A 24,636-nucleotide genomic window follows, 5' to 3' on the forward strand; every position below is an offset into this window, starting at 1 on the left:
CTTCTTAGCGGTTGATCAGGTCGTCCGGGCCGAACGCGTCGGGGAGGACGTCGCGCATCGTGCGGATGCCGTCGGACATCTCCACCAGCAGTTCCGGGCCGCCGTGCTCCCACAGCAGCTGGCGGCAGCGGCCGCACGGCATCAGCTGGTTGCCCTTGCGGTCGACGCAGGTGAAGGCGACGAGCCGGCCGCCCCCGGTGGCGTGCAGGATCGACACCAGCCCGCACTCGGCGCACAGGCCGAGGCCGTAGCTGGCGTTCTCCACGTTGCACGCCGAGATGACCCGGCCGTCGTCCACCAGCGCGGCCACGCCGACGGGGAAGTGGGAGTAGGGGACGTAGGCCCGGGACATGGCGTCCCGGGCCTGCGCCCGCAGGCCCTCCCAGTCGACGTCGTCGACGCCGACCGGGCCCGCGGTGTCGCTCACTTGCCCTGGCCCTTCCGGTACCTCATACCGTCAGCCTTGGGCATCCGCAGGCGTTGTGCCGACAGGGAGAGCACCAGCAGGGTGACGACGTACGGGGTCGCGCCCACGAACTCGCCCGGCACCTCGTCGGTGAGCAGGTACCAGGCCAGCACCAGAGCTCCGACGACGAGGCTGACGCCGCCCTGCCAGAAGCTCCGCTTCCACAGCTTCCAGGCCGCCAGCAGCACCAGCAGGACCACCAGGAGCAGCAGCAGCGCGTGCACGGTCGGGCCGCCGTTGCGCAGCTGGAGCGCGTCGGAGTAGCCGAACAGGCCGGCGCCGGTGGCGAGGCCGCCGACCCGCCAGTTGCCGAAGATCATCGCGGCGAGGCCGATGTAGCCGCGGCCGCCGGTCTGGTTCTCGAGGTAGATGTGCGCGGGCACCATCGCCAGGAAGGCACCGCCGAGGCCGGCCAGACCGCCGGAGGCGATCACGGCGATGTACTTGTACAGGTACACGTTGACGCCGAGCGACTCGGCCGCGACCGGGTTCTCACCGCAGGACCGCAGCCGCAGGCCGAACGGGCTGCGCCACAGCAGGAAGAAGCTGCCGACGAAGAGCAGCACCGCGACGACCGTCAGCGCGGACACGTTGGTGACCAGGCCGCCGAGGATGCCGGCGAGGTCGGAGACGAAGAACCAGCCGTGCTTCTCGATGCTCGCCAGTCCGTCGGACAGCCCGGGGATGTCGAACGACGGCAGGGCGTCGACCGGCGGGGACTGCTTGGGGTTGCCGCCCTTGGTGGCCGCGTCGCCGGTGGAGAACCACAGCTTGGCGAGGTACTGGGTGGCACCGAGCGCCAGGATGTTGATGGCCACACCGGAGATGATGTGGTCGACGCCGAAGGTGACGGTGGCGATCGCGTGGATCAGGCCGCCGAGCGCGCCGCCGACGACACCGGCGAGGACGCCCAGCCACGGGTTGGTCTGCCAGCCGGCCCAGGCACCGAAGAAGGTGCCGAGGATCATCATGCCCTCGAGGCCGATGTTCACCACGCCGGAGCGCTCGGACCACAGGCCGGCCAGACCGGCCAGGCCGATCGGCACGGCGAGGCCGAGCGCCGCGGTGATCTGGCCCTGGGCGGTGAGCTGGTCCTGTCCGGTGATGATCCGCACCACCGACACCAGCGCGATCGCGGCGGCGATGATCAGCAGGATCACCGGGAAGGAGAGGCGGCCCTTGCGGCCCTTGGCCCCTGCGGCCTTGGGAGCCGCGGGCGGCGGGGTCTGGGTCGTCGTGGCGGTCACGCCGTCACCTCCTTCTTGGTGCGGGCCTGGGCGGCGAGCTCCTCGCCGACCTTCTGCTGCTGGCGCTTGAGGCCGTAGCGGCGGACGACCTCGTAGGCGATGACGACGCTGAGGACGATGACGCCCTGCATCACGCCGACGATCTCCTTGTCGTAGCCCTCGAACTCCAGGCGGCCCGAGCCGCGCTCCAGGAAGCCCCACAGCAGCGCGGCCAGCGCGACGCCGACCGGGTTGTTGCGGCCGAGCAGGGCCACCGAGATGCCGGTGAAGCCGATGCCGGCCGGGAAGAGGTCGGAACCGTAGGCGTGGGCGTCGTTGAGCAGCAGCGGCATGCCGGTGAGACCGGCCAGGCCGCCGGAGATCAGCATGCTGGTGATCACCATGCGCTTGACGCTGACGCCGCTCGCGCTGGCGGCGCTCTCGGACAGGCCGACGCTGCGCAGGTCGAAACCGAAGCGGGTACGGCCCAGCACGAACCAGTAGCCGACGCCGATGACCACGGCGAGCACGACGAAGCCGTAGATCTGGCCGACGTCCTCGCCCATGTCGAAGTTGAACAGGTGGCCGGAGGAGGGCAGCGGCGTGGTCGACACCGAGGTCTGCGCCTTGTCGAGGTGGCCGAGCCGGCCGTCCTTGAGCAGGTAGCCGACGATGTAGGTGGCGATCGCGTTCAGCATGATGGTCGCGATGACCTCGCTGACCCCGCGCGTGGTCTTCAGCAGCCCCGCGATACCGGCCCACATCGCGCCGACGATCATGGCGACCACGATGATCAGCGGGACCTGGAGGAAGCCCGGCAGCGTCACCGCGCCGCCGACGGCGGCGGCGAAGAAGGCACCCAGGCGGTACTGGCCCTCGACACCGATGTTGAACAGGTTCATGCGGAAGCCGACGGCGACCGCGATGCCCGCGATGTAGTACGTGGTCGCCTTGTTGATGATCTCGACCTGGCTGTCACTCTTGAAGCCGTAGTCGAACATCGTGCCGAAGGCGCCGAACGGCTCCTTGCCCGTGGCGAGCAGGACCAGCGCCGTGATCACGAACGCGGCCACGAGCGCCAGCACGGGGGCGGCGATGGCGAGGAGCACCCGCTCCTTGTCGAACTTCTTCATCGGTCCTCTCCCCCGTGGGCGGCGTCGCCGTCCTCGTGCTCGAGATGGCCGGCGGCCGCGCCGGTCATCGCGGAGCCCAGATCCTCCGGGGTGATGGTGGCGGGGTCGGCGTCGGCGACCAGACGGCCGCGGTACATGACGCGCAGGGTGTCGGACAGGCCGATCAGCTCGTCCAGGTCGGCGGAGATCAGCAGCACCGCCAGGCCCTCGCGCCGGGCCTCGCGGATCTGGTCCCAGATCTGCGCCTGGGCGCCGACGTCCACACCGCGGGTGGGGTGCGCGGCGATCAGCAGCTTGGGCCGGTGGCTCATCTCGCGGCCGACGATCAGCTTCTGCTGGTTGCCGCCGGACAGGGACGCCGCGGTCACCTCGATGCCGGGGGTGCGGACGTCGTACTCGCGCACGATCCGCTCGGTGTCGCGGCGGGCCGCGCCCGGGTCGAGGAAGGCGCCCTTGCTGTTGGGGCGCTCGGTGACATGGCCCAGGATGCGGTTCTCCCAGAGCGGGGCCTCCAGCAGCAGGCCGTGCCGGTGCCGGTCCTCGGGGATGTAGCCGATGCCGTCCTCGCGGCGCCTGCGCGTCGGGAGCTGGGTGATCTCGGCGCCGTCCAGGCCGATCCGGCCCGCGTCGGGCGGCAGGATGCCCATGATCGCCTCGACCAGCTCCGCCTGGCCGTTGCCCTCGACACCCGCGATGCCGAGGACCTCGCCCTTGTGGATGGTGAAGGAGATCTGGTCCAGGACGACGCGCTCGATGCCCTCCAGGTCGGTCTCCGACAGGTGCAGACCGTCGACGGTCAGCATCGGGACGTCGGTGACCGTGGACTCGCGGGTCTCGGGGGACGGCAGCTCGCTGCCGACCATCAGCTCCGCGAGCTGCTTGGGGGTCGTGGTCGCCGGGTCGGCGGAGCCCACCGTGGTGCCGCGGCGGATGACGGTGATCTCGTCGGCGACGGAGAGCACCTCGCCCAGCTTGTGGGAGATGAAGATGACGGTCAGGCCCTCGGCCTTGAGGCCGCGCAGGTTGTCGAAGAGCGCGTCGACCTCCTGCGGGACGAGGACGGCGGTCGGCTCGTCGAGGATCAGCGTACGGGCGCCGCGGAAGAGGACCTTCAGGATCTCGACGCGCTGACGGTCGGCGACACCGAGGTCCTCCACCAGGACGTCCGGGCGCACCCCGAGGCCGTAGGCGTCGGAGATCTCCTTGATCTTGGCCCGGGCCCTGCCGCCGATGCCGTACAGCTTCTCGCTGCCGAGGACGACGTTCTCGAGGACGGTGAGGTTGTCGGCGAGCATGAAGTGCTGGTGCACCATGCCGATGCCGCGGGCGATGGCGTCGCCCGGGTCGTGGAAGGTGGCCCGCTCGCCGTCGATGGTGATGGTGCCCTCGTCCGGCTTCTGCATGCCGTAGAGGATCTTCATCAGCGTCGACTTGCCGGCGCCGTTCTCGCCCACGAGGGCGTGCACCGTGCCACGGCGAACCGTGATGTCGATGTCGTGGTTGGCCACGACGCCTGGGAATCGCTTGGTGATGCCGCGGAGCTCCACGGCATTCTGGCTGGGGGGGCTGGACGCGTTGATGGCGCACTCTCCTCGCGGAAAAGAGCGGGGCGGGCGGGGTGTGGCGAACGTATCGCGAGGAGGGGCCTCTACGCGCGTAGCGTCGCCAGATCCATAAGGGGGTGGGTCACAACGGATACCGCGTGCGCGACACCCGGGCTGAACGCAGGCGCGAGGCCCGGGAAGGGGGGAGCCTGGGCTGTCCCCTCCCGAGCCTCGCGACCGGCGCTCACGAGAGACCGGGCGTCACTTGACGGTCGTCTTGACCTTGATGTCGCCGTTCACGATCTTCTTCTTGGCGTCGTCCAGCTGGGACTTGATGTCGTCGATGAAGCCACCGCTGGTGGACAGGCCGACACCGTCCTTGCCGAGGTCGTAGGCGTGGGTGCCGGTCAGCGGGGATCCGCTCTTGACCGACTCGACCACGTCGTAGACCGCGACGTTCACATTCTTCAGAGCGGAGGTCAGGATCGAGTCCTTGTACTTCGCCAGACCCGGCTGCTCGTGCTGGTCGGAGTCCACGCCGATCGCCCAGGCGCCGGACTTGCCGGCGACGGCCTCGATGGCGCCGTTGCCGGAGGAGCCGGCGGCGGCGTAGATCACGTCGATGCCGTTGTCCAGCATGCCCTGCGCGGCGGCCTTGCCCTTGGCGGGGTCGGAGAAGCCGGAGAGGTCCGAGCCGCTGGTCAGGTACTGGGTGGTGACCTTGACCTTCGGGTTGGTCTCCTCGACGCCCTGGCGGAAGCCGGCCTCGAACTTGTTGATCAGCGGGATGTCCACGCCACCGATGAAGCCGACCTTGTTGTCCTTGGTCTTCAGCGCGGCGGCGACACCGGCGAGGTAGGAGCTCTGCTCCTCGGTGAAGACGATGCTGTCGACGTTCTTGGCGTCGACGACCGAGTCCACGATCGCGAAGGTCGTCTTGGGGTACTTCTTGGCCGCGGCCGTGATGGACTCGGCGTAGGCGAAACCGACACCGATGACCGGGTTGTAACCCGCGTCGGCCAGATCCTCCAGGCGCTGCTCGCGGTCGGCCTCGGTGTCCGAGGTCTTGGCGGTCAGCTCCTTGACCTCGACGCCGAAGTCCTCCTTCGCCTTGTCCAGGCCCTGGGCGGCGGAGTCGTTGAACGAGTGGTCACCACGGCCACCCACGTCGTAGGCGACGCCGACCTTCAGCTTGCCGCTGCCGCTGTTGCCGTCACCGCCACTGTCCTTGGAACTGCTGCCGCAAGCGGTCGCGGTGAGCGCGAGAGCCGCGGAGGCTATACCCGCGGCGGCGATCTTGGTTACCCGGCGCAAGAGGGTACCCCTTCAACTCTGAGCGCCCCGTCCGGCGCTGGCTTAACCGGAGCTTAACGCGCGTAGATGTCAGGTAAAGGGGGGTTGGCGGCCCGTTATCGGATCGTCGCATTTCGGCCAGGTGACCCGGCCGTGTCGACCGGGTCACCCACCGTCATGCCAGCAGCGCAGCGGAGGTGAAGAGCTCCACGCCGACCTTGATCGCGCCCTCGTCGACGTCGAAGTCACCTTGATGCAGATCACGCTTTGACGTGTCCCCAACGGGCCGTACACCCAACCTCGCCAGCGCGCCCGGAACCTTCTCCAGGTACCAGGAGAAGTCCTCGCCGCCCAGGCTCTGCTCCGTGTCCTCGACGGTGTGCGCGCCGTAGCGGGCCGTCATGGCGTCGCGCAGCAGCTCGGTCGAGTCGGCCTCGTTCACCACCGGCGGCACCCCGCGGTGGTACGTCAGCTCCCACTTCGCCCGGTACATGGCGGCCACCTGGTCGATCACCTCGTGGACCAGGTCGGGGGCCTCGTGCCAGGCGTTCAGGTCCAGGCAGCGGACCGTGCCCTCCAGCTCGGCGTGCTGCGGGATGACATTGGCCGCGTGACCGGCCTCGATGCGGCCCCACACGATGCTCATCCCGGACCGGGGGTCGATCCGGCGGGCCAGCACGGCCGGCAGCTCGGTGGCCATCTTGGCGGCGGCCATCACCAGGTCGGTGGTCAGGTGGGGACGGGCCGTGTGGCCGCCGGCGCCGTCCAGGGAGAGCTCAAGCCGGTCCACGGCGGAGGTGATCGGTCCCTGGCGCAACCCGATCCGCCCGACCTCGACCTTGGGGTCGCAGTGCAGGGCCAGAATCCGGCCCACGCCGTCCAGCGCGTCCGCCTTGATGGCGTCCAGCGCGCCCCCCGGCATGACCTCCTCGGCCGGCTGGAACACCAGCCGTACCGGACGCCTCAGCTTGCCCTCGCGCTCCAGCTCCGCCAGTACCAGACCGGCGCCGAGCACCACCGTGGTGTGCACGTCGTGGCCGCAGGCGTGCGCCCGGCCGGGCACGGTCGAGCGGTACTCCACACGCTTGGTGTCCGGGATCGGGAGCGCGTCCAGGTCCGCGCGCAACGCCAGCCGCGGACGTGCCGGGTCGGTGGCGCCGATGTCGCACAGCAGCCCCGTGCCGCCGGGCATCACCCGCGGCCGGAGGCCGGCCTGCTCCAGGCGGGCCTTGATCGCGGCGGTGGTGCGGAACTCCTGCCGGCCCAGCTCGGGGTTCATGTGCAGGTCCCGCCGGAACGCCACGAGTTCGGCCCTGAGCCGCTCGGGCAGTACGCCCAACAGCGCACCTTCGGGTGCGGCGGGAACTGTGGGCGCCACTGGCACGGGGTTTTCGGAGGGTTCGGACGCTGAGTCGTTCACCTCCGACAGGCTAGACCGCATCTGCTCTCCCGATCACTACATCGCCGTAAATTCATGCCACGCGAGGAAGAAAAACTCCCCCGTTCGGCGCGTACCCCGCCCCGCTCAGGGGTATGAACTTGGTTTGTCCCTCGCCACTCCATAGTGGCCCAACGATGGCCCGGCCGCGAGGCAACGCCCTGTGACCGGCCCCGGGTGGCCCAGGCGAGGCCCGGATCAGGGCAGCTCGGGGACACCGCGGACGCAGTCGACGGCCGGCTGCGGGACCACTTCACCTTCAGGGCACCGATCTTCGGCAGGCGCAGCTTTCCGCCGGTCGTGATCGACCGGCGGGCGTTCGCGGTGAAGCGAACGACCTGCCGGGAGGTCGTCTCCGTGACGCGCTGACCCGCCGGACGGGCGGCCGGGCGGCCGGCGGGACGTGCTCAGCTGACCGGGGCCACCGAGGCCAGGCCGTGCAGGTCGCGGGCACTGCCCGTGATCGCGGACAGGAAGCTCTGGGCCCGCGGCGAGGCCTGGTCGGTCAGCCACTCCGGATCGACGTCGCAGACCGTGATCTTGACGCCGGTGCCCTCCAGCGCGAGCGGCAGGGTGTGCACGACCGTGGAGGGGAAGCTCAGGACCGTTTGGCCGATCGGGCCGCGGCGGGCGATCAGCTCCAGCGGCAGATCGGGCCGGACGATCTGCAGCCCGGTCTCCGTGGACAGCCGGTGCAGTTTGTCGGCGCTCTCCCGGCGGTGCGCGAAGTAGCGGGTGGCGCCGTGCGCCCGGGTCAGGGCGGCGACGGCGGCCAGATAGCGCTCGGGGTCGACCACCCCTGTCTCCACCAGGGAGGTGCCGACGATGTCGGTGCCGGTCCTGACGGTGGGCGGGCCGAACCGCGCCCGGGTCCAGGCGAAGCGGTTGGCCCGCAGCGCCATCCCGGGGGGAGGCGAGGCGGGCATCGAGCTGAACAGCTCGACCCGCCGCCCGGCGCCCGGGGTGAGCCGGCGCCGGGCGGCCGAGGCGAAGACGCCGAGGGCCGCGTCCACCGGCGACAGCCTGCGGCCGCTGCGGTGCCAGCGGACGAGCCGGGCACCCTTGGCAAGGAGTTCGGTGAACTCCATGGTCGCCGTGCCGTCGTCCACGACGGTGATCTCCTTCGCCCGGCTGAGCGGCAGGAGCACCTGCACCAGCCGGGAGAAGGGGTCACCGAGGACGACCCGTCCCGCGGCCCGCAGGGCCGGGGTCAGTTCGGCGGCGGTGCGCAGCAGCGAACCCCGGGAGGAGCGGGCTTCGCACCAGCGCACCGTGATGCCCTCGTCCATGGCCAGCTCCGTCATGCGACGGAGCTGGCCACGCGTCATGGGGTCACGCGGGGCGAGGGCGACGATGGTGAGCGGCCGCCCTGGCGCCACCGGGCCCGGGTCGGCCGTGACCGTCCCGGGCCGCGGCGAGGGCACCGCGGGCGGGTGAACATGCGCCCACTCCAGCACGTTGAGCAACTGAACGGGGCTCTCCACGAGTGCCAGAGTGGCGCTGTCGCTCATGGATCAGGCCGACACCGTCTCGGGCTCCGCGGCGGCCGCGGCCTGGGCCGCCTCCTGCTCGGCGATGACGCCGGGCACGCGGCGCAGCTTCTTCATCGGGCCGAGTTCGCCCTCGTAGACCTTCTTGACACCGTCGCCGAGCGCCTGCTCGATGATGCGGATGTCGCGGACCAGGCGGTCCAGGCCCTGCGGCTCGACCGAGGCGGCCTGGTCCGAGCCCCAGTTGGCACGGTCGAGGGTGATGTGGCGCTCGACGAAGACGGCGCCCAGGGCGACGGCCGCGAGGGTGGTCTGCAGGCCGATCTCGTGACCGGAGTAGCCGACCGGGACGTTCGGGAACTCACGCTGCAGGGTGTTGATCATCCGCAGGTTGAGCTCCTCGTGCTTCGCCGGGTAGGTCGAGGTGGCGTGGCACAGGATGATGTTCGCGCTGCCGAGCACCTCCACCGCGTGGCGGATCTGCTTCGGGGTCGACATGCCGGTCGAGAGGATGACCGTCTTGCCGGTGGCGCGCAGGGCGCGCAGCAGCTCGTCGTCGGTCAGCGAGGCCGAGGCGACCTTGTGGACCCGGACGCGGTCGAACTTCTCGAGGAACTCGACGGAGGGGACGTCCCACGGGGAGGCGAACCAGTCGATGCCCTTCTTGGCGCAGTACTCGTCGATCGCGCGGTACTCGTCCTCACCGAACTCCACCTTGTGGCGGTAGTCGATGTAGGTCATGCGGCCCCAGGGGGTGTCGCGCTCGATGTCCCACTGGTCGCGCGGGGTGCAGATCTCCGGGGTGCGCTTCTGGAACTTCACACCGTCGGCGCCGGCCTCCACGGCCGCGTCGATCAGGGCGAAGGCGTCCTCGAGGGAGCCGTTGTGGTTGATGCCGATCTCGCCGGTGACGTAGACGGGCTGGCCGGGGCCGACCAGGCGGTCGCCGATCGGACGAAGGCGGGCGTTGGTGGTGGTCACTGGGAGAGTTCCCTTCGGGACAGTGAGGGGCCGAGGATCCACGAGGCGATCTCGCGGATCGCTCCGCGTCCTCCGGGCGTTGCGGTGACGGAACGGGCGGCGTCCTTGACGATGTCGTGCGCGTCGGCGACGGCCGTGGGCCAGCCGACGAGCGCGAAGCAGCCGAGGTCGTTGACGTCGTTGCCGACGTACAGGACCCGCTCGGGGGCGATTCCTTGCTCCTCGCACCACTGCTTGAGTGCGAGGTCCTTGCGGTCGATGCCGTGGAGCACGGGGACCTTGAGCTTGCGGGCCCGTGCGGCGACGACCGGGTTGGTCTCCGTGGACAGGATCAGGACGGGCAGTCCGTTGTCGCGCAGGGCGGCGATCCCGAGCCCGTCACCGCGGTGCACGGTGACGGCCTCACGTCCCTCGGAGTCGACCAGCACCGTGTCGTCGGTCTGGGTGCCGTCGAAGTCGAGTACGACCGCGTCGACGTCGTCGCGGGTCGGGTGCGCCGGGGCCTCGGGGACGTCGTCAGCCGCGGGGTCGAGCAGCGGGGCCAGCGCGCGGGCGCGGGCCAGGTCGTCCGGCTCGTCGATCTCCAGGACCTTGGCGGGGTCGGTGCGCACCAGCGCGGTGCGGCCGAAGAAGCGGTGCCTGGCCTCGCGGAAGCCGTCCGCGCGCATCGCGTAGGCGGCGCCGGTCTCCAGCAGGTCCTGCGGCCGGTCCTGGCGGCGCGGGCGGTGGGCCTTGTCGTGGTTGACGCCGTAGCCGCCGGTCGCGGCGGCCACCGTCGTACGGGACCGGCCGCCCTCGGCCGCCTCGTCTGCTGCCATGGCGACGGCGCCGATCCGGTCGGCGGCGTCGCGCCAGACGAAGCCGTGGAAGGGGGCCACGGTCACCGCCGTGTCCGCGCCGTCCTCGACGACCGCGGCGGCCACGCCGCCCACGTCCCCGGTGGTGATGAACGGGCTGGTGCACTGGACGAGCAGCACCACGTCGGCGCCGCGGCCGGTCATCGCCTCGTGCGCGTCCATCGCGTGCAGGACCGCGGCCTCGCTGGTCGCGGTGTCCCCCGCGATGGCGGCCGGGCGCAGGACGACCTCGGCGCCGGCGGCGCGGGCCGCCTCGGCGATGAACGGGTCGTCGGTGGAGACGACGACGTCGGTGACGAGGTCGGCCTCGCGGCAGGCCCGCACGGCGCGGGCGACCAGCGGCACGCCGCCGACCGGGGCGAGGTTCTTGCCGGGTACGCCCTTCGAGCCGCCGCGGGCGGGAATGACGGCCAACACCGTTGGCATGGTGGCTCCTTGGGGCTTGGGGGGCGGGTTCACAGCTGGCCCCACCTGCGGATCACGGGCGCGACGCGCTGCACGCCCTGGCGGTACGCGGCGCGCGCGGAGTTGCGCGCGATGTCGCGCACGGTCCGGCGCAGGGCGCTGGGCTCGGCGGGCTCGGTCGCGGCGCCGGGCAGGGGCTCGCCCTTCGGGCCGAGGCCGTGGCGGGCGAGCACGCCGGGCAGGTAACCGGGCGCGGTGGTGGTCGTGTAGTACGGCGCCAGCGGCGGGAGCGCGGGGGCGGCGGCCAGTTCCGTGACGCGCTCGCGCACCACGCGGAAGGGGTCGCCGTCGGAGGCGATGCCCTGGCCGCGGGCCCACTCGGGGCGGACCCTCGGCACCTCGCCGGAGTCGATCTGGTCCCAGGAGGCGTAGGCGCCCGAACCGAGGAAGTGGTGGTTGCCGAGCGCCTCGCGGATCCCGAGGTCGGTGAGGACGGCGGTGGGGATGCCGCGGTGCATGGACTCCAGCGCCGCCGTCGAACTCACCGTGACCAGCAGGTCGGTGCGGTCCAGGACCTCGCCCATGTGCCCGTAGACGAGCTTGAGGTTCTTCGGCGGGTCCAGCTTGGGGACCAGCTTCTGGTACGGCTGTTCCTCGATGTGCGTGGTGTGCTCACCGGGCTTGCTGCGCAGCTTTACCAGCACCTCGCGCTCCGGGTGGAAGCGCGCGTGGTCCACCGCGCGGCGCAGCAGGTACGTGCGGTCCTTGCGGCTGTCCGGCACGGAGGGCTGGACGGCGAAGACCACGGTGAACGGCCGGTCCCCGGAGGGCTCGTAGGGCTTGCCCTCAAGGAAGGGCAGCGCGGTCTCCACGACCGTCCCGGCGTCCGCGCCGACGCCCTCGTAGACGTCGCGGAAGCGCTGTGCGTCGTGGGCGCTGTTGGCGAGCACGGCGTCGGCGCCGGCCCGCAGCAGGAGCCCGTCGGCGAGCTTCTCGTAGACGACCCCGACGTAGCCGGTGACGACGACCGGGCGACGGGGGGTGCCCTGCCAGGCGCGGGCGAGGCCGTGCAGCATGGCCTGGACGGTGCCGCCGACGCAGGAGAGCACGACGACGTCCGCGGTGTCACGGGAGGCCCCGGCGAGGAACTGTGCCGCGGTGACCTCGCGCATCGAGTCCGCGGGGATGCCGACCTCCGCGAGCTGGCGCTCGGTCGGGGTCGCCCGGCCGCGGAGCAGGCGGGCGTCGAGCCGCGCCTCCGGGGCGATGCGGCGCGCCGTCAGCGCACCCCATTTCCATCGGGTGTCCGAGTCGGCGAGGACGGTGACCCTGATCGGGTCCGCGGTACTTGCTGGCACTCCGGAGACGCTAGGAATGCATTCCGAGCGGGCCTCCAACGCGACGCCAACGGACGGTTAACAACGCGCCGCCGAATGAAGAATCGACCGCCCCGGGCCACGGATTCAGTTCCGCCATCTTGCGTTCACCTGGGGGTGGGGAAGGCATGGTGCGCGGGGCGGTCGCGGCGGGGCACCGCACGGCGGTCTTCGAGCCGCACCCGACGGCGCCCGCGCACTGGTCGTGGCGGCTGGAGCGGGAGGCGCGTGCTCTGGGCGCGGAGCTGACGAGGGCGGTGGCGTCCGGGCTCGCCGAGGTGCTCTTCCTGCGGGCCCGCCCGCGGCTGGTCGTCGGCTGGTCGTCGGCTGCTTCTCCACCGCGCTGTACACCGCGTCCGCCCTGTACGGACTGCCGGTCGCCCGCGTCGGCAGTCCGTAACAGGGCGGACTGGTGCTCGACCGGCTGTCGCCGTACGAGAACAGCAACCGCGTGCCCGTCACCATCGCCGACCGCCTTCTGCCGGACCCGGAAGCGGCGATGACCGAAAGACGCCGGAGGTGGCGGCCACCGCCGGCGGAGCAGGCCGAACGGGACCTGACACCGCGGGTAGGCCTGCCCGTGATCCGCCCGGACGGTTGCGCCGGTCTCGCCACGCGCGGCCCGGAACGGGTCACCGCCTGGTCGCCCGCCTCGCCGGGTGACTCAGAAGACGTCGGAGGGGACGTACGTCCCCCAGACCTCGCGGAGCGCGTCGCAGACCTCGCCCACCGTGGCGCGGGCACGGAGCGCGTCCCTCATCGGGTACAGGACGTCCTCCGTGCCCTCGGCGGCCTTCCGCAGCGCGGACAACGCCGAGTCCACGGCCCGCCGGTCGCGCCCGGCACGCAGCGCGGCCAGCCGCGCCACCTGCGCCGCCTCGATCGCGGGGTCGACGCGCAGCGGCTCGTAGGGCTCCTCCGCCTCCAGTTGGAAGCGGTTGACGCCGACGACCACCCGCTCACCCGAGTCGGTCTCCCGGGCGATCCGGTAGGCGTTGCGCTCGATCTCGGACTTCTGGAAGCCGCGTTCGATCGCGCTCACCGCACCGCCGAACTCCTCCACCTTCGCCATCAGCTCCAGTGCCGCCGTCTCGAGCCCGTCGGTCATCGACTCCACCACGTAGGACCCCGCGAAGGGGTCCACGGTCGCCGTCACGTCGGTCTCGTACGCCAGGACCTGCTGGGTGCGCAGCGCGAGCCGGGCGGACTTCTCGGTGGGGAGCGCGATCGCCTCGTCGAAGGAGTTGGTGTGCAGCGACTGCGTGCCGCCCAGCACCGCCGCCAGCCCCTGCACGGCCACCCGGACCAGGTTCACCTCCGGCTGCTGGGCGGTGAGCTGGACGCCCGCGGTCTGGGTGTGGAAGCGCAGCATCTGCGACTTGGGGTTCCTCGCCCCGAACTCCTCGCGCATGACGCGGGCCCAGATGCGGCGGGCGGCACGGAACTTGGCGACCTCCTCCAGGAGGGTCGTGCGCGAGACGAAGAAGAAGGACAGCCGCGGCGCGAAGTCGTCGACGTCCATGCCCGCGGCGAGGGCGGTGCGGACGTACTCGATGCCGTCGGCGAGGGTGAAGGCGATCTCCTGCGCGGGCGAGGCACCGGCCTCGGCCATGTGGTAGCCGGAGATGGAGATGGTGTTCCAGCGCGGGATCTCGGCGCGGCAGTAGCGGAAGAGGTCCGCGACCAGTCGCAGCGAGGGCTTGGGCGGGAAGATGTAGGTGCCGCGGGCGATGTACTCCTTGAGCACGTCGTTCTGGATCGTGCCGGTGAGCCGGTCCGCGGGCACCCCCTGCTCCTCGCCGACCAGCTGGTACATCAGGAGCAGCAGGGCGGCGGGGGCGTTGATCGTCATCGAGGTGGAGACCCGGTCCAGTGGGATGCCGTCGAACAGCACGCGCATGTCCTCGACCGAGTCGACGGCCACACCGACCTTGCCGACCTCGCCGTGGGCGAGGGGGGCGTCGCTGTCGTGGCCCATCTGGGTCGGCAGGTCGAAGGCGACGGACAGGCCCGTGGTGCCGTGGGCGATCAGCTGCCGGTAGCGCGCGTTGGACTCGGTGGCGGTGCCGAAGCCCGCGTACTGGCGCATCGTCCAGGGCCTGGTGGTGTACATCGTCGGGTGGACGCCGCGGGTGTAGGGGTAGCCGCCCGGCGCGCCGAGCCGTTCGCCCGGGTCCCAGCCGTCGAGGGCGGCAGGGCCGTAGACGGGCTCGATCGGCAGACCGGATTCGGACTCGCGTGCCATGCGTCATGCCTCCAGCGACTCGGTCCCCCTTTGCTCAGTGTGCGGCGAACCGTGACCTGGCCGGTGCAACTACATGCCGGGGAAATCAGTCAAAGGGTGTACCGACTCATCTCCAGGGGGACGAAGTGGCACTCATATCCGTCACAAGATCTCGCGCGGCGGCCGCGGCCGCCGCGCTGCTCACCGGGGCCCTGCTCGCCGGCTGTACGGCCCAGGCGAGCGAGCCCACCGCCAGGGCCTCCGCGGCACAGGACACCCCGGCACCCGCGGCAAGCCCCTCGGCGAGCCCGAGCGCGGCGCCGAGCACCGGCTCCCCCTCGCCGACGGCCTCGCCGTCCGCCACGAAGGAGCCGAAGGCCGACCGCACCCCCCGGCCGGTCGTCGTCATCGCGCGAGGCAGCAGCAGCGCCCGGGTGCGCGACCTCCAGGCCCGGCTGAAGCAACTCGGCCTCTTCGGCCGCAACCCCACCGGCTACTACGGCGAGGTCACCGCCGCCGCGGTGCGCGCCTTCCAGTCCCGCCACAAGCTGCCCGCCTCGGGCACGGTCACCGACGTCACCTGGGCGAAGCTGCGCTCGGTGACCCGACAGCCCACGCGTGCCGCCATGTACCCGCCCACCAGCAACCCGGTGGCCAAGCTCGACCCGCGCTGCATGACCGGCCGCGTGCTGTGCGTCAGCAAGACCAGCCGCACCCTGGCCTGGGTCGTGAACGGCAGGGTCGTGTCGGCGATGGACGTCCGCTTCGGCTCCCAGTACACGCCCACCCGCGAGGGCACCTTCAGCGTCTTCGCCAAGAGCCGGAACCACGTGTCGACGATCTACCACACGCCCATGCCGTACGCGATGTTCTTCAGCGGCGGCCAGGCGGTGCACTACTCCGCCGACTTCGCGGCCCGCGGCTACGCGGGGGCCTCGCACGGCTGCGTCAACGTGCGCGACCTCGGCAAGATCTCGGCGCTCTTCGACCAGGTACGGATCGGCGACAAGGTCGTCGTCTACTGGTGAGCCCGGGCCAGGAGCCCGTCCAGCGCCCGCCCGAACAGGAGCCGACCGGCCCACGCCGTGGGCCGGTCGAACGCCCTCGGCAGCGGGCGCACCCGCAGGTCCTCGCGCCACATCACGCGTGAGCCCCCCTCTTCCCGCGGCCACACCTCGATCTCGGCCCAGCCGAGCACGATCCGGCCGCGCTTCTCCAGCCGGCACCGCCCGGGGCGGCCCGCGTCCGGCGGTTCCCAGCGCACGATCTCCATGGGGTCGTCGACGGCCGCCCGTCCGAGGCCGGTGCGCGCCGTGAACGACCGCTCTCCGGTGACGACGGCGGTGGTGAACGGCACCAGCTCCGCGTGGCGTTCCCAGTCGGTGACCCGGCGCCATGCCTCGGCGGCGGGGAGCGGGCAGTGCCGCTCGATCCGGAAGATCACGTCATCGACCCTACGCCGCCGCCTCTGCGGCGCTGTGTGAGGACGCGGGCGAAGCGGGGGGAAAGCGCTCCGCCCGCGTCCCTCGTTGGGGGCCCGATACGGGGGGACCGGGCGACCCCTCGACCGATGACCAGTCGGTCTACTGGGTAAAGCGCCCGGGAGGCCGAAAGTGTCACACCCCGACCCGCGGCGCCCGGGAGCGCGGCCGGGAGAGGGGACCTGCCCGGCCGCGCTCGGGTGCGGACCCGTGGGCACGGGGAGCGCCCGGATCCGCGGGGCCGATGACCAGTCGGCCCGTCCATAGGGGCGCACGGCGGCCGGAAAGTGTCACTCACCGCCGCGGCCGGGATGCGGTCCCGGCCGCCCGTCGGCCGGGGCGGCCGGGGAGGCGGGGGCGGCCAGGGCGGGCTGTGAGGTGACGCGCGGGGCGTCGCCCGACTCGTCCCCCTTCCCGGCCTTGCCGCCGTTCCCGTTCATCGAGTTCCCGTTCCCGGAGTTCGCGTTCCCGGAGTTCGCGTTCCCGGAGCTCCCGTTCCCGGAGTTCGCGTTCCCGGAGCTCCCGGGCTCCCAGCCGAGCAGCCCGGCGCAGTAGCGGCGGACCTGCTGCCCGCCGCCGCCCGCCGCCTTCCGCAGCTGTTTGTAGGCCTGCTCGTCCACGCCCTTGCGGTGCCATCCGGCCGCGGCGTAGGCCCGGCACAGTGCCTCGTGGTCCAGGACCGGCGGGGCGGACGTCGTCCCGGCGGTCCGGCCGGGGACGGCGGTGCCGTGGGTGGCGCCGGCGCCACCCGACGGGCGGTCGCTGCCGTGGCCGGGACGGGAGGGGGCCGGCGGGGCGCTGTCCGGGGCGGCCGTCGCCGCGCTCTGGGTGTGGACCGGGGCGGGGGCGGGAACGGCGTGCCCGAGCAGTGCCGGCAGCGCGCCGGCGGCGGCCGCCACGCTCACCCCCGCCACCGCCGCGGCCGCCGTCGCGATCAACGTCCCCGTCAGCGATCTGGAGTGACGGGCCGCACGGTTGCGCCCGCTCCGGGACCCCGCGTCCGTGCCCGCGCCGGGCGACCAGTCGTCGGCCGTGCCGAGGCGGACGCCCGCGGAGCCTTCGGTGAGCGCGGCCTCGGCGCGCGCGGCGCGGAACGCGGCGACGGCCGCCTCCTCACGTTCCGGGTCGAGGGGGCCGGGAGCGGCGGCGGCGGCCAGCAGCCCGGCCAGGGCGGCGGCGCGCTCGTCGCGCCAGGTCCGCTCCGCGGGGTCGTCACCGTGGGCACCCGGCAGCAACCGCTCGGCGGTGGCGTCGTCCAGCCAGTCGTGTCCTCGGTTGTCGCTCATCTCATGTCCTCAAGCGTTCGAGACGCCGAAAACGTCACACTTGACGACCCGCCGTCGAAATCCAGCAGCTCAGCGAGACGGCGCAGACCGCGACTGGTGGCCATGCGTATCGCGCCGGGCCTCTTGCCGACGACCTCGGCCGCCGACCGGGAGTCCAGGCCCATGACCACGCGCAGCAGCACGGCCTCGGCCTGGTCCTGGGGAAGGGCGGCGATGGCCGCCAGCGCGGCACCGGTGCCCACCGCGGCGACCGCCTCCTCGGCGGTGTCCGAGACGGCGGGCCGGTCGAGCAGTTCCTCCACCCCGGCGGCGGCCAGCGGCCGGCGGCCCACCGCTCGCAGGTGGTCCATCGCCCGGTTGCGGGCGACCCGGGCCGCCCAGCCGCGCACCGCGTCCCCGTCGCCGTGGAAGCCCGGCAGGTCACGCGCTATCTGCAGCCACGCCTCCGACGCGACGTCCTCGGCGTCCCCCGCACCGACCAGCGAGCGTACGTACTGCAGCAGTTTCGGCTGCACCGCTCGGTACACGAACCGGAAGCCGTCCTCGTCCCCTTCTTGCGCCGCGCGTACCGCGGTCGCCAAATCCACGTTCGGGCCTCCCCCTCGCAATCGCGCACCATACTGCCCCATGGCGGGCGCCCGCAGGGCCTCCGGGGGCGGCTACCCGCCGGTCACCAGGGGTCAGGACAGCAGCCGGGCGAGCCGCTTCAGACCGCGGTGCGCCGCCGTGCGGACCGCTCCCGCGCGCTTGCCCAGCACCCGGGCCGCGGACCCTCCGTCGAGTCCGACGACGACCCGCAGCAGCACCGCCTCCGCCTGGTCGGGCGGGAGCGAGGCGATCAGGGAGAGCGCGCGTTCGGTGCCGAGCGCCTCCAGCGCGCGGTCGGCGGTGTCCTCGGCCGCGGGGTGGTCCAGCAGTTCGGCGTCGAGAAGACGGGCGCGGGGCCTGCTGTCCTGGCGCCGCAGGTGGTCCAGGGCCCGATGCCGGGCTATGGTCGCCGTCCACCCCCGGAAGCCCGCCCCGTCCCCGCGGAACCGGCCGAGGTCGCGGGCGATTTCGAGCCAGGCCTCGGAGGTGACGTCCTCCGCCTCGTCGCCCACGAGGCCGCGCACGTAGCCGAGCAGCAGGGGCTGGACGAGCCGGTAGACGACCGCGAAGGCGTGCTCGTCCCCGCCCTGGGCACGCCCGACCGCGGCCCCGAGCTCCATGTCGCGGTCGGTCCGCGGGTCGTGGCGCCCCCCGTTGCTGGCCACACTGTCCTCTCGATTCGCCGACATCCTGTACAGCGTGGATTCGCACTGAATCGTCACACCTGTCGGGCCGCCTGGCGATGGGTGTGACACTTTCGGCCCCGCAGACGCTTTAACAATCAGAAGCGGCCGAAGACGCTCCTGTGGGGGGAGGCGGACTTCGGCCGCTTCACCATCGAGACCGCCGGATACGGCGCCTCAGCCGGCCCTCTCGGCGAGGGCGGTGAAGTCCTGCCAGGTCAGGACGGGCGGGCCGGGGTCCCAGAGCTTCTGGGTGAGCGCGCGCAGCGGCATCCGGATGCCGGCAGCGACCTCGTCCTCGGTCTGTGCGTCCGCCCGGTCGCACCAGACGGCCAGCCGCGCGCCGAGGATGCGGTCCGGCCCCGCGAGCGCCGCGGGCACGGCGTCGTCCCGGTAGACGACGGCCGGGGTCCACTCCTCGTAGATGCGCCGGCCACTGGGGTACGGGAACTTCTTCGGCGCGCCGAGGACGTAGTAGAGGTACCAGGAGTTGAGGTTGAGCAGCTGCCGGCCCTCGCGCAGGAAGTCCTCGGGCAGCCGTCCGCGCAGTTTGTTGCTGGACCAGTAGACGACCACCCGGTCCGGGTCCGCACCCACGCGGGCGCCGTCGGCGAAGCCGTCGTTCCAGGCCTCCACCCGCTTGCCGAGCGATCGCAGGGTGGCGGCACGGTCGTTGAGCCAGCCGGCCGCCGCGTCGGCCACCCCCGCGTCCGGTCCGTAGCGCTCGCGTGCGTAGGCGGCGAGCCGCGGGAAGGAAGTCTGCGGGTCGTCCGCCACGAGCGCTCCGTACTCGTCGCCGCCGACGTGCCAGTACGTGCCGGGGAAGAGCGGTGCGTACTCCCTGAGCAGGTCGTCGACGACGACCGCCGCGCCGGGCCGGGAGATGTCGAGCGCCCCGCGCACGGGGGTGCCGTCCGCGGAGCGCAGTCGCAGGTCGGGGTGGGCGTCGAGCACGGCGCCCATGTGGCCGGGGCTGTCGATCTCGGGGACGACGGTGATGTGCCGCTGCGCGGCGAGGTCGACGACGGCGCGGATGTCCTCCTTGGACAGGTGCCGGGCCGAGACGATCTCGGGGTGGCTGTCGCTCTGGACGCGGAAGCCCTGGTCGTCGCTGAGGTGGAGGTGGAGCTGGTTGTACTTCAGGTCGCCGAGCTCGCGGACCCTGGCCTCCAGCCATTCCCGGCTGAAGTACTTGCGCCCGATGTCGATCATCAGCCCGCGCTCCGGGCGGTCCGGGCGGTCCTCCACGGTGCCGGCCGGCACCCGTCCGGTGGAGCGGAGCGCCTGCAGGAGGGTGCGGGTGCCGTAGAAGACCCCGGCGTCGGTGTCGGCGCGTACTGTCACCCCGTCGGCCGAACTTGTCATCTTGTACGACTCCGGGCCCGAATTACTCCGTTCGAGTGAAAGCGCGATGTCCCCCGGCCTGGCGGGCCCACTTGCGTACGGCCGGCGGAGCTCCCCCGCGAGCAGCCGCGCCTCGTCCTCCACGGCGCTCCCGGACGGCGCCACCACCCGCGAGCCCGGACCCGGCACGAAGGCGGCGCTTCCGGCGGCAGGGGTGAACGAACGGACGGCGGGGATCGACGGGAACCCGGCGGACGCCCCCGACTCCCCCGCCGGCGGGGCACCGGGAGCGGCGGTCCCCGTGGGTGCGGCGAGCGCCGGACCGGCCCCGAGCACAGCGGTCAGTACGGCCGTCGCCGCGTACGTCGACGCACGTTTCGCCCGCAGCTGCCACATGATCCGAATTTATGCCCGTTGTAGGGATCCCGCCGTGCGGACCAGGGGAAGACGTGCACTTTCGTTCTCGTACGAGTGAAATTCGCGCATCCGTCGTACAGGGCCGAACATAGGCCGATACGGTGGTCGTCACTCCTCGTCCCACCGTGGTTCACGCCGCGCTGCCGCCTCGCGGTTCCCCCCACCGCCGTCACCGTTTCCTCCAGGAGCCCACCGCTGTCCAGCGACACTCCCGCCGTCCCGCCGCGGGCCCCGGCGCACCTCCCGGCGCAGTCACGCGGCCGGGCCCCTCGGCCTGCCCCGACGCCCCGCCCCGACCTCCCCCACGGCCTGCGGCGGCTCAACGAGGCCTTGCCCGGGGCGGCCGAGGCCGTCCTGCTGACCTGCTGCGGCAGCCTGCGCTGGGCCCGCAGGGTCGCCGCGCACCGCCCCTACCCCGACCCGGCCGCCCTGCTCGCCGCCGCCGACGAGGCCGCCTACGACCTCACGCCCGCCGACCTCGCCGAGGCGCTCGCCGCCGAGGCGGCCGGCGCCCCACCGGACGCCGCCCCCACCCGCGGCAGCCTCGCCGCGCACACCGCGCTGCGGGCCGCGCAGGCCGCGTACGAGGCGCGCTTCGGCCATGTCTTCGTGCTGTCCCTCGACGGCGTGCACCCCGGCGAGTCCCTCGACCGGATGCTGGCGTCACTCCGTCAGCGTCTTTGCAACGACCCGGACGAGGAGCGGGTCACGGCCGCCGAGGAACTGCGCCGCGTCACCCGCTCCCGCCTGGCGCGACTGGCCCTCGGGGACGCGCCGGGCGGGCCGGGGGTTCCCGGCCCGTACACCCACACGTGCGGGATCGATCACACCTGAAGGACCCGGCAGGACGTAGCCGACAAGCCGTCGCTACGATGGCCAGGGCCGGTGGACCGTACCCGGCCGGGCCGACCGACCAACGAAGCCGGCAGGCCCCACATCCGCTCCCGGAGGGTTTTTCCGTGCCGGCTGGAACGTTGTACCGCGGCCGGGAAGGCATGTGGTCATGGGTGGCTCACCGAGTCACCGGTGTCCTCATCTTCTTCTTCCTGTTCGTCCACGTCCTCGACACCGCACTGGTGCGTGTCTCCCCCGAGGACTACGACAAGGTCGTCAACACCTACAAGCAGCCCATCGTCAGCCTGCTCGAGTACGGGCTGGTCGCGGCTGTCCTCTTCCACGCTCTGAACGGCCTGCGCGTCATCGCCGTCGACTTCTGGTCCAAGGGTCCGAAGTACCAGAAGCAGATGCTGTGGACGGTCGTCGGAATCTGGGTCGTGCTGATGATCGGGGCCATCTACCCCGTCCTCGGCCACGCCGCACGAGTGCTGTTCGGGAGCTGAGCGAAGTCATGTCCGCAACCGACCACGTGGAGCTCAGCTCCTCCAGCGCCGCCTACGGCCCCGACAACCCGGCCCCGGTCATCGAGCCGCCGCGGGCCCGGACCAAGCGCACCCCGCGCAGCACCCGGACCAACTTCGAGATGTACGGCTGGCTCTTCATGCGCCTGTCCGGCATCGTCCTGGTCGTCCTGGTCGTCGGTCACCTGCTGATCCAGCTCGTCCTCGACGGCGGCGTGACCAAGGTCGGCTTCGCCTTCGTCGCCGGCCGCTGGGCCTCGCCGTTCTGGCAGACCTGGGACCTGATCATGCTGTGGCTGGCGATGCTGCACGGCGGCAACGGCCTGCGCACCGTGATCAACGACTACGCGGAGCGGGACAACACCCGGTTCTGGCTGAAGATGCTGGTCTACACCGCGACCGCGTTCACCGTCATCCTCGGCACGCTGGTGATCTTCACCTTCGACCCGAACATCCGCTAGCCAGGGCTGGACAGGGAAGCGACCCCTCATGCAGATCCACAAGTACGACACCGTCATCGTCGGCGCCGGCGGTGCCGGCATGCGCGCCGCCATCGAGGCGACGAAGCGCAGCCGCACCGCCGTGCTGACGAAGCTCTACCCCACCCGCTCCCACACCGGCGCCGCCCAGGGCGGCATGGCCGCGGCCCTCGCGAACGTCGAGGAGGACAACTGGGAGTGGCACACCTTCGACACGATCAAGGGCGGTGACTACCTGGTCGATCAGGACGCCGCCGAGATCCTGGCGAAGGAGGCCATCGACGCGGTCCTCGACCTCGAGAAGATGGGCCTGCCCTTCAACCGCACCCCCGAGGGCCGGATCGACCAGCGCCGCTTCGGCGGTCACTCCCGCAACCACGGCGAGGCCCCGGTCCGCCGCGCCTGCTACGCCGCCGACCGCACCGGTCACATGATCCTCCAGACGCTGTACCAGAACTGCGTCAAGGAGGGCGTGGAGTTCTTCAACGAGTTCTACGTCCTCGACCAGATCATCGTCGAGGAGGACGGCGTCAAGAAGTCCGCCGGCGTCGTCGCGTACGAGCTGGCCACCGGCGAGATCCACGTCTTCCAGGCGAAGGCCGTCGTGTACGCCTCCGGCGGCACCGGCAAGTTCTTCAAGGTCACCTCCAACGCGCACACCCTCACCGGTGACGGCCAGGCCGCCGTCTACCGCCGCGGTCTGCCGCTGGAGGACATGGAGTTCTTCCAGTTCCACCCGACCGGCATCTGGCGCATGGGCATCCTGCTGACGGAGGGCGCCCGCGGTGAGGGCGGCATCCTCCGCAACAAGGACGGCGAGCGCTTCATGGAGAAGTACGCGCCGGTCATGAAGGACCTCGCCTCGCGTGACGTCGTCTCCCGCGCGATCTACACCGAGATCCGTGAGGGCCGCGGCTGCGGTCCCGAGGGCGACCACGTCTACCTCGACCTGACCCACCTGCCGCCGGAGCAGCTGGACGCCAAGCTCCCGGACATCACCGAGTTCGCGCGGACCTACCTCGGCATCGAGCCCTACACGGACCCGATCCCGATCCAGCCGACCGCGCACTACGCCATGGGCGGCATCCCCACCAACGTCGAGGGTGAGGTCCTGTCGGACAACACCACCGTCGTCCCGGGCCTGTACGCCGCCGGCGAGGTCGCCTGCGTCTCCGTGCACGGCGCCAACCGCCTCGGCACCAACTCGCTGCTGGACATCAACGTCTTCGGCCGCCGGGCCGGTATCGCCGCCGCCGAGTACTCCGCGGAGCACGGCTACGTCGAGCTGCCCGAGGCCCCGGCCCAGCTCGTGGTCGACCAGGTCGAGCGGCTTCGCGCCTCCACCGGCAACGAGCGGGTCGCGCAGCTGCGCAAGGAGCTGCAGGAGACCATGGACGCCAACGTGATGGTGTTCCGCACCGAGCAGACCATCAAGACGGCCGTCGAGAAGATCGGCGAGCTGCGCGCGCGGTACAAGAACGTGTCGATCCAGGACAAGGGCAAGCGGTTCAACACCGACCTGCTCGAGGCCATCGAGCTCGGCAACCTGCTCGACCTCGCCGAGGTCATGGCGGTCTCGGCGCTGGCCCGCAAGGAGTCCCGCGGCGGCCACTACCGCGAGGACTACCCGAACCGCGACGACGTCAACTTCATGCGGCACACGATGGCGTACCGCGAAGTGGGTGCCGACGGCACCGAGTCGATCCGGCTCGACTACAAGCCGGTCGTGCAGACCCGCTACCAGCCGATGGAGCGTAAGTACTGATGAGCACCGCGACCCTGGACAAGGTCGAGGCCGAGGCCTCGCCCTACATCACGGTCACCTTCCGGATCCGCCGGTTCAACCCGGAGATCTCGGACGAGGCCACCTGGCAGGACTTCCAGCTGGAGATCGACCCCAAGGAGCGGGTCCTCGACGGTCTCCACAAGATCAAGTGGGACATGGACGGAACGCTGACGTTCCGTCGCTCCTGCGCCCACGGCATCTGCGGCTCCGACGCCATGCGCATCAACGGGCGCAACCGGCTGGCCTGCAAGACCCTGATCAAGGACATCAACCCGGACAAGCCCATCACCGTCGAGCCCATCAAGGGCCTGACGGTGCTGAAGGACCTGGTCGTCGACATGGACCCGTTCTTCCAGGCCTACCGGGACGTGATGCCCTTCCTCATCACCAAGGGCAACGAGCCGACCCGCGAGCGCCTGCAGTCCCCCGAGGACCGCGCGCGCTTCGACGACACCACCAAGTGCATCCTGTGCGCCGCGTGCACGTCGTCCTGCCCGGTCTTCTGGAACGACGGGCAGTACTTCGGCCCGGCGGCCATCGTCAACGCCCACCGCTTCATCTTCGACTCGCGTGACGAGGCGGGCGAGCAGCGGCTCGAGGTGCTGAACGACAAGGACGGCGTGTGGCGCTGCCGCACCACGTTCAACTGCACCGACGCCTGCCCGCGTGGCATCGAGGTCACCAAGGCCATCCAGGAGGTGAAGCGCGCGCTCATCACGCGTCGCTTCTGATCCCCTCCGCCGAGGCTCCCCCGAGGCCCCGCACCCGGTTCCCACCGGGC

The 24,636-nt window shown here is 71.7% G+C and carries 22 protein-coding genes and 1 pseudogene; 7 read left to right on the forward strand and 16 right to left on the reverse strand.

Annotated features, from left to right (window positions below; translation table 11 throughout):
* Positions 1-4 precede the first annotated feature (4 nt).
* The 10 genes from AC3EUJ_RS07345 to AC3EUJ_RS07390 all read right to left on the reverse strand — a co-directional run bounded on the left by AC3EUJ_RS07345 (position 5) and on the right by AC3EUJ_RS07390 (position 12,191).
* Complete coding sequence (locus AC3EUJ_RS07345) at positions 5-427, reverse strand: cytidine deaminase (protein WP_431960171.1); 423 nt, start codon at positions 425-427, stop codon at positions 5-7.
* Entirely contained in the window at positions 424-1,713 is a 1,290-nt protein-coding gene (locus AC3EUJ_RS07350; RefSeq protein WP_431960172.1) for an ABC transporter permease, read from the reverse strand. The genes AC3EUJ_RS07345 and AC3EUJ_RS07350 overlap by 4 nt, the downstream gene beginning before the upstream one ends.
* On the reverse strand, positions 1,710-2,825 hold the full coding sequence (locus AC3EUJ_RS07355) for an ABC transporter permease (RefSeq protein ID WP_431960173.1): 1,116 nt from the start codon (positions 2,823-2,825) through the stop codon (positions 1,710-1,712). Before AC3EUJ_RS07355 ends, AC3EUJ_RS07350 begins: the two co-directional genes overlap by 4 nt.
* Positions 2,822-4,372 (reverse strand): ABC transporter ATP-binding protein, encoded by a 1,551-nt coding sequence (locus AC3EUJ_RS07360; protein ID WP_431960174.1) that lies wholly within the window; start codon positions 4,370-4,372, stop codon positions 2,822-2,824. Before AC3EUJ_RS07360 ends, AC3EUJ_RS07355 begins: the two co-directional genes overlap by 4 nt.
* Positions 4,373-4,630: 258 nt before the next feature.
* Positions 4,631-5,683: a BMP family lipoprotein gene (locus AC3EUJ_RS07365; protein WP_431960175.1), complete on the reverse strand. Its 1,053-nt coding sequence runs from the start codon at positions 5,681-5,683 to the stop codon at positions 4,631-4,633.
* Between the two features lie 154 nt (positions 5,684-5,837).
* Positions 5,838-7,040: a M20 family metallopeptidase gene (locus AC3EUJ_RS07370; RefSeq protein ID WP_431960176.1), complete on the reverse strand. Its 1,203-nt coding sequence runs from the start codon at positions 7,038-7,040 to the stop codon at positions 5,838-5,840.
* A gap of 467 nt (positions 7,041-7,507) precedes the next feature.
* A complete protein-coding gene (locus AC3EUJ_RS07375) occupies positions 7,508-8,611 on the reverse strand; it encodes a hypothetical protein (RefSeq protein WP_431960177.1) in 1,104 nt (367 codons plus the stop codon).
* Positions 8,612-8,614: 3 nt separating this feature from the next.
* On the reverse strand, positions 8,615-9,571 hold the full coding sequence (locus AC3EUJ_RS07380) for an N-acetylneuraminate synthase family protein (protein ID WP_431960178.1): 957 nt from the start codon (positions 9,569-9,571) through the stop codon (positions 8,615-8,617).
* Complete coding sequence (locus tag AC3EUJ_RS07385) at positions 9,568-10,854, reverse strand: cytidylyltransferase domain-containing protein (RefSeq protein ID WP_431960179.1); 1,287 nt, start codon at positions 10,852-10,854, stop codon at positions 9,568-9,570. The genes AC3EUJ_RS07380 and AC3EUJ_RS07385 overlap by 4 nt, the downstream gene beginning before the upstream one ends.
* A 29-nt stretch (positions 10,855-10,883) precedes the next feature.
* The gene (locus AC3EUJ_RS07390; RefSeq protein ID WP_431960180.1) at positions 10,884-12,191 is read right to left on the reverse strand and encodes a DUF6716 putative glycosyltransferase; all 1,308 of its coding nucleotides are present in this window, start codon (positions 12,189-12,191) and stop codon (positions 10,884-10,886) included.
* A 146-nt stretch (positions 12,192-12,337) separates the two neighbouring features.
* On the opposite strand from AC3EUJ_RS07390, the pseudogene AC3EUJ_RS07395 reads away from it, so the two are divergent.
* Positions 12,338-12,726 (forward strand): annotated as a pseudogene (locus tag AC3EUJ_RS07395) (hypothetical protein); the annotation flags it as partial.
* 147 nt (positions 12,727-12,873) lie between these two features.
* On the opposite strand, the gene AC3EUJ_RS07400 reads toward AC3EUJ_RS07395, so the two are convergent.
* Positions 12,874-14,454: an acyl-CoA mutase large subunit family protein gene (locus AC3EUJ_RS07400; RefSeq protein ID WP_431960181.1), complete on the reverse strand. Its 1,581-nt coding sequence runs from the start codon at positions 14,452-14,454 to the stop codon at positions 12,874-12,876.
* A gap of 125 nt (positions 14,455-14,579) precedes the next feature.
* Between AC3EUJ_RS07400 and AC3EUJ_RS07405 the strand changes: the two genes are divergently transcribed.
* A complete protein-coding gene (locus tag AC3EUJ_RS07405) occupies positions 14,580-15,461 on the forward strand; it encodes a L,D-transpeptidase family protein (protein WP_431960182.1) in 882 nt (293 codons plus the stop codon).
* On the opposite strand, the gene AC3EUJ_RS07410 is transcribed toward AC3EUJ_RS07405, so the two are convergent.
* The 5 genes from AC3EUJ_RS07410 to AC3EUJ_RS07430 all read right to left on the reverse strand — a co-directional run bounded on the left by AC3EUJ_RS07410 (position 15,452) and on the right by AC3EUJ_RS07430 (position 20,211).
* Positions 15,452-15,877, reverse strand: coding sequence for an SRPBCC family protein (locus AC3EUJ_RS07410; protein ID WP_431960183.1), 426 nt, complete (start codon positions 15,875-15,877; stop codon positions 15,452-15,454). The genes AC3EUJ_RS07405 and AC3EUJ_RS07410 overlap by 10 nt on opposite strands.
* A 327-nt stretch (positions 15,878-16,204) precedes the next feature.
* Positions 16,205-17,200 (reverse strand): hypothetical protein, encoded by a 996-nt coding sequence (locus tag AC3EUJ_RS07415; RefSeq protein ID WP_431960184.1) that lies wholly within the window; start codon positions 17,198-17,200, stop codon positions 16,205-16,207.
* Positions 17,197-17,829 carry an RNA polymerase sigma factor gene (locus tag AC3EUJ_RS07420; protein ID WP_431960185.1) on the reverse strand — a complete coding sequence of 211 codons (633 nt, stop codon included), beginning with the start codon at positions 17,827-17,829 and terminating at the stop codon, positions 17,197-17,199. Before AC3EUJ_RS07420 ends, AC3EUJ_RS07415 begins: the two co-directional genes overlap by 4 nt.
* Before the next feature lie 51 nt (positions 17,830-17,880).
* Positions 17,881-18,408, reverse strand: a complete 528-nt coding sequence (locus tag AC3EUJ_RS07425; RefSeq protein ID WP_431960253.1) for an RNA polymerase sigma factor — start codon at positions 18,406-18,408, stop codon at positions 17,881-17,883.
* Between the two features lie 240 nt (positions 18,409-18,648).
* Positions 18,649-20,211, reverse strand: coding sequence for a family 20 glycosylhydrolase (locus AC3EUJ_RS07430; RefSeq protein ID WP_431960187.1), 1,563 nt, complete (start codon positions 20,209-20,211; stop codon positions 18,649-18,651).
* 351 nt (positions 20,212-20,562) lie between these two features.
* On the opposite strand from AC3EUJ_RS07430, the gene AC3EUJ_RS07435 reads away from it, so the two are divergent.
* From AC3EUJ_RS07435 to AC3EUJ_RS07455, 5 genes are all read left to right on the forward strand, one after another.
* Entirely contained in the window at positions 20,563-21,066 is a 504-nt protein-coding gene (locus AC3EUJ_RS07435) for a 2-oxo-4-hydroxy-4-carboxy-5-ureidoimidazoline decarboxylase (protein ID WP_431960188.1), read from the forward strand.
* A 125-nt stretch (positions 21,067-21,191) separates the two neighbouring features.
* On the forward strand, positions 21,192-21,572 hold the full coding sequence (sdhC, locus tag AC3EUJ_RS07440) for a succinate dehydrogenase, cytochrome b556 subunit (RefSeq protein ID WP_078620037.1): 381 nt from the start codon (positions 21,192-21,194) through the stop codon (positions 21,570-21,572).
* Between the two features lie 8 nt (positions 21,573-21,580).
* The gene (locus tag AC3EUJ_RS07445) at positions 21,581-22,051 is read left to right on the forward strand and encodes a succinate dehydrogenase hydrophobic membrane anchor subunit (RefSeq protein ID WP_431960189.1); all 471 of its coding nucleotides are present in this window, start codon (positions 21,581-21,583) and stop codon (positions 22,049-22,051) included.
* A gap of 28 nt (positions 22,052-22,079) precedes the next feature.
* Positions 22,080-23,834: a succinate dehydrogenase flavoprotein subunit gene (gene sdhA / locus AC3EUJ_RS07450; protein WP_431960190.1), complete on the forward strand. Its 1,755-nt coding sequence runs from the start codon at positions 22,080-22,082 to the stop codon at positions 23,832-23,834.
* Positions 23,834-24,586 carry a succinate dehydrogenase iron-sulfur subunit gene (locus AC3EUJ_RS07455; protein WP_431960191.1) on the forward strand — a complete coding sequence of 251 codons (753 nt, stop codon included), beginning with the start codon at positions 23,834-23,836 and terminating at the stop codon, positions 24,584-24,586. The genes sdhA and AC3EUJ_RS07455 overlap by 1 nt, the downstream gene beginning before the upstream one ends.
* Positions 24,587-24,636 lie beyond the last annotated feature (50 nt).

This window comes from Actinacidiphila sp. bgisy160 (assembly GCF_057707815.1).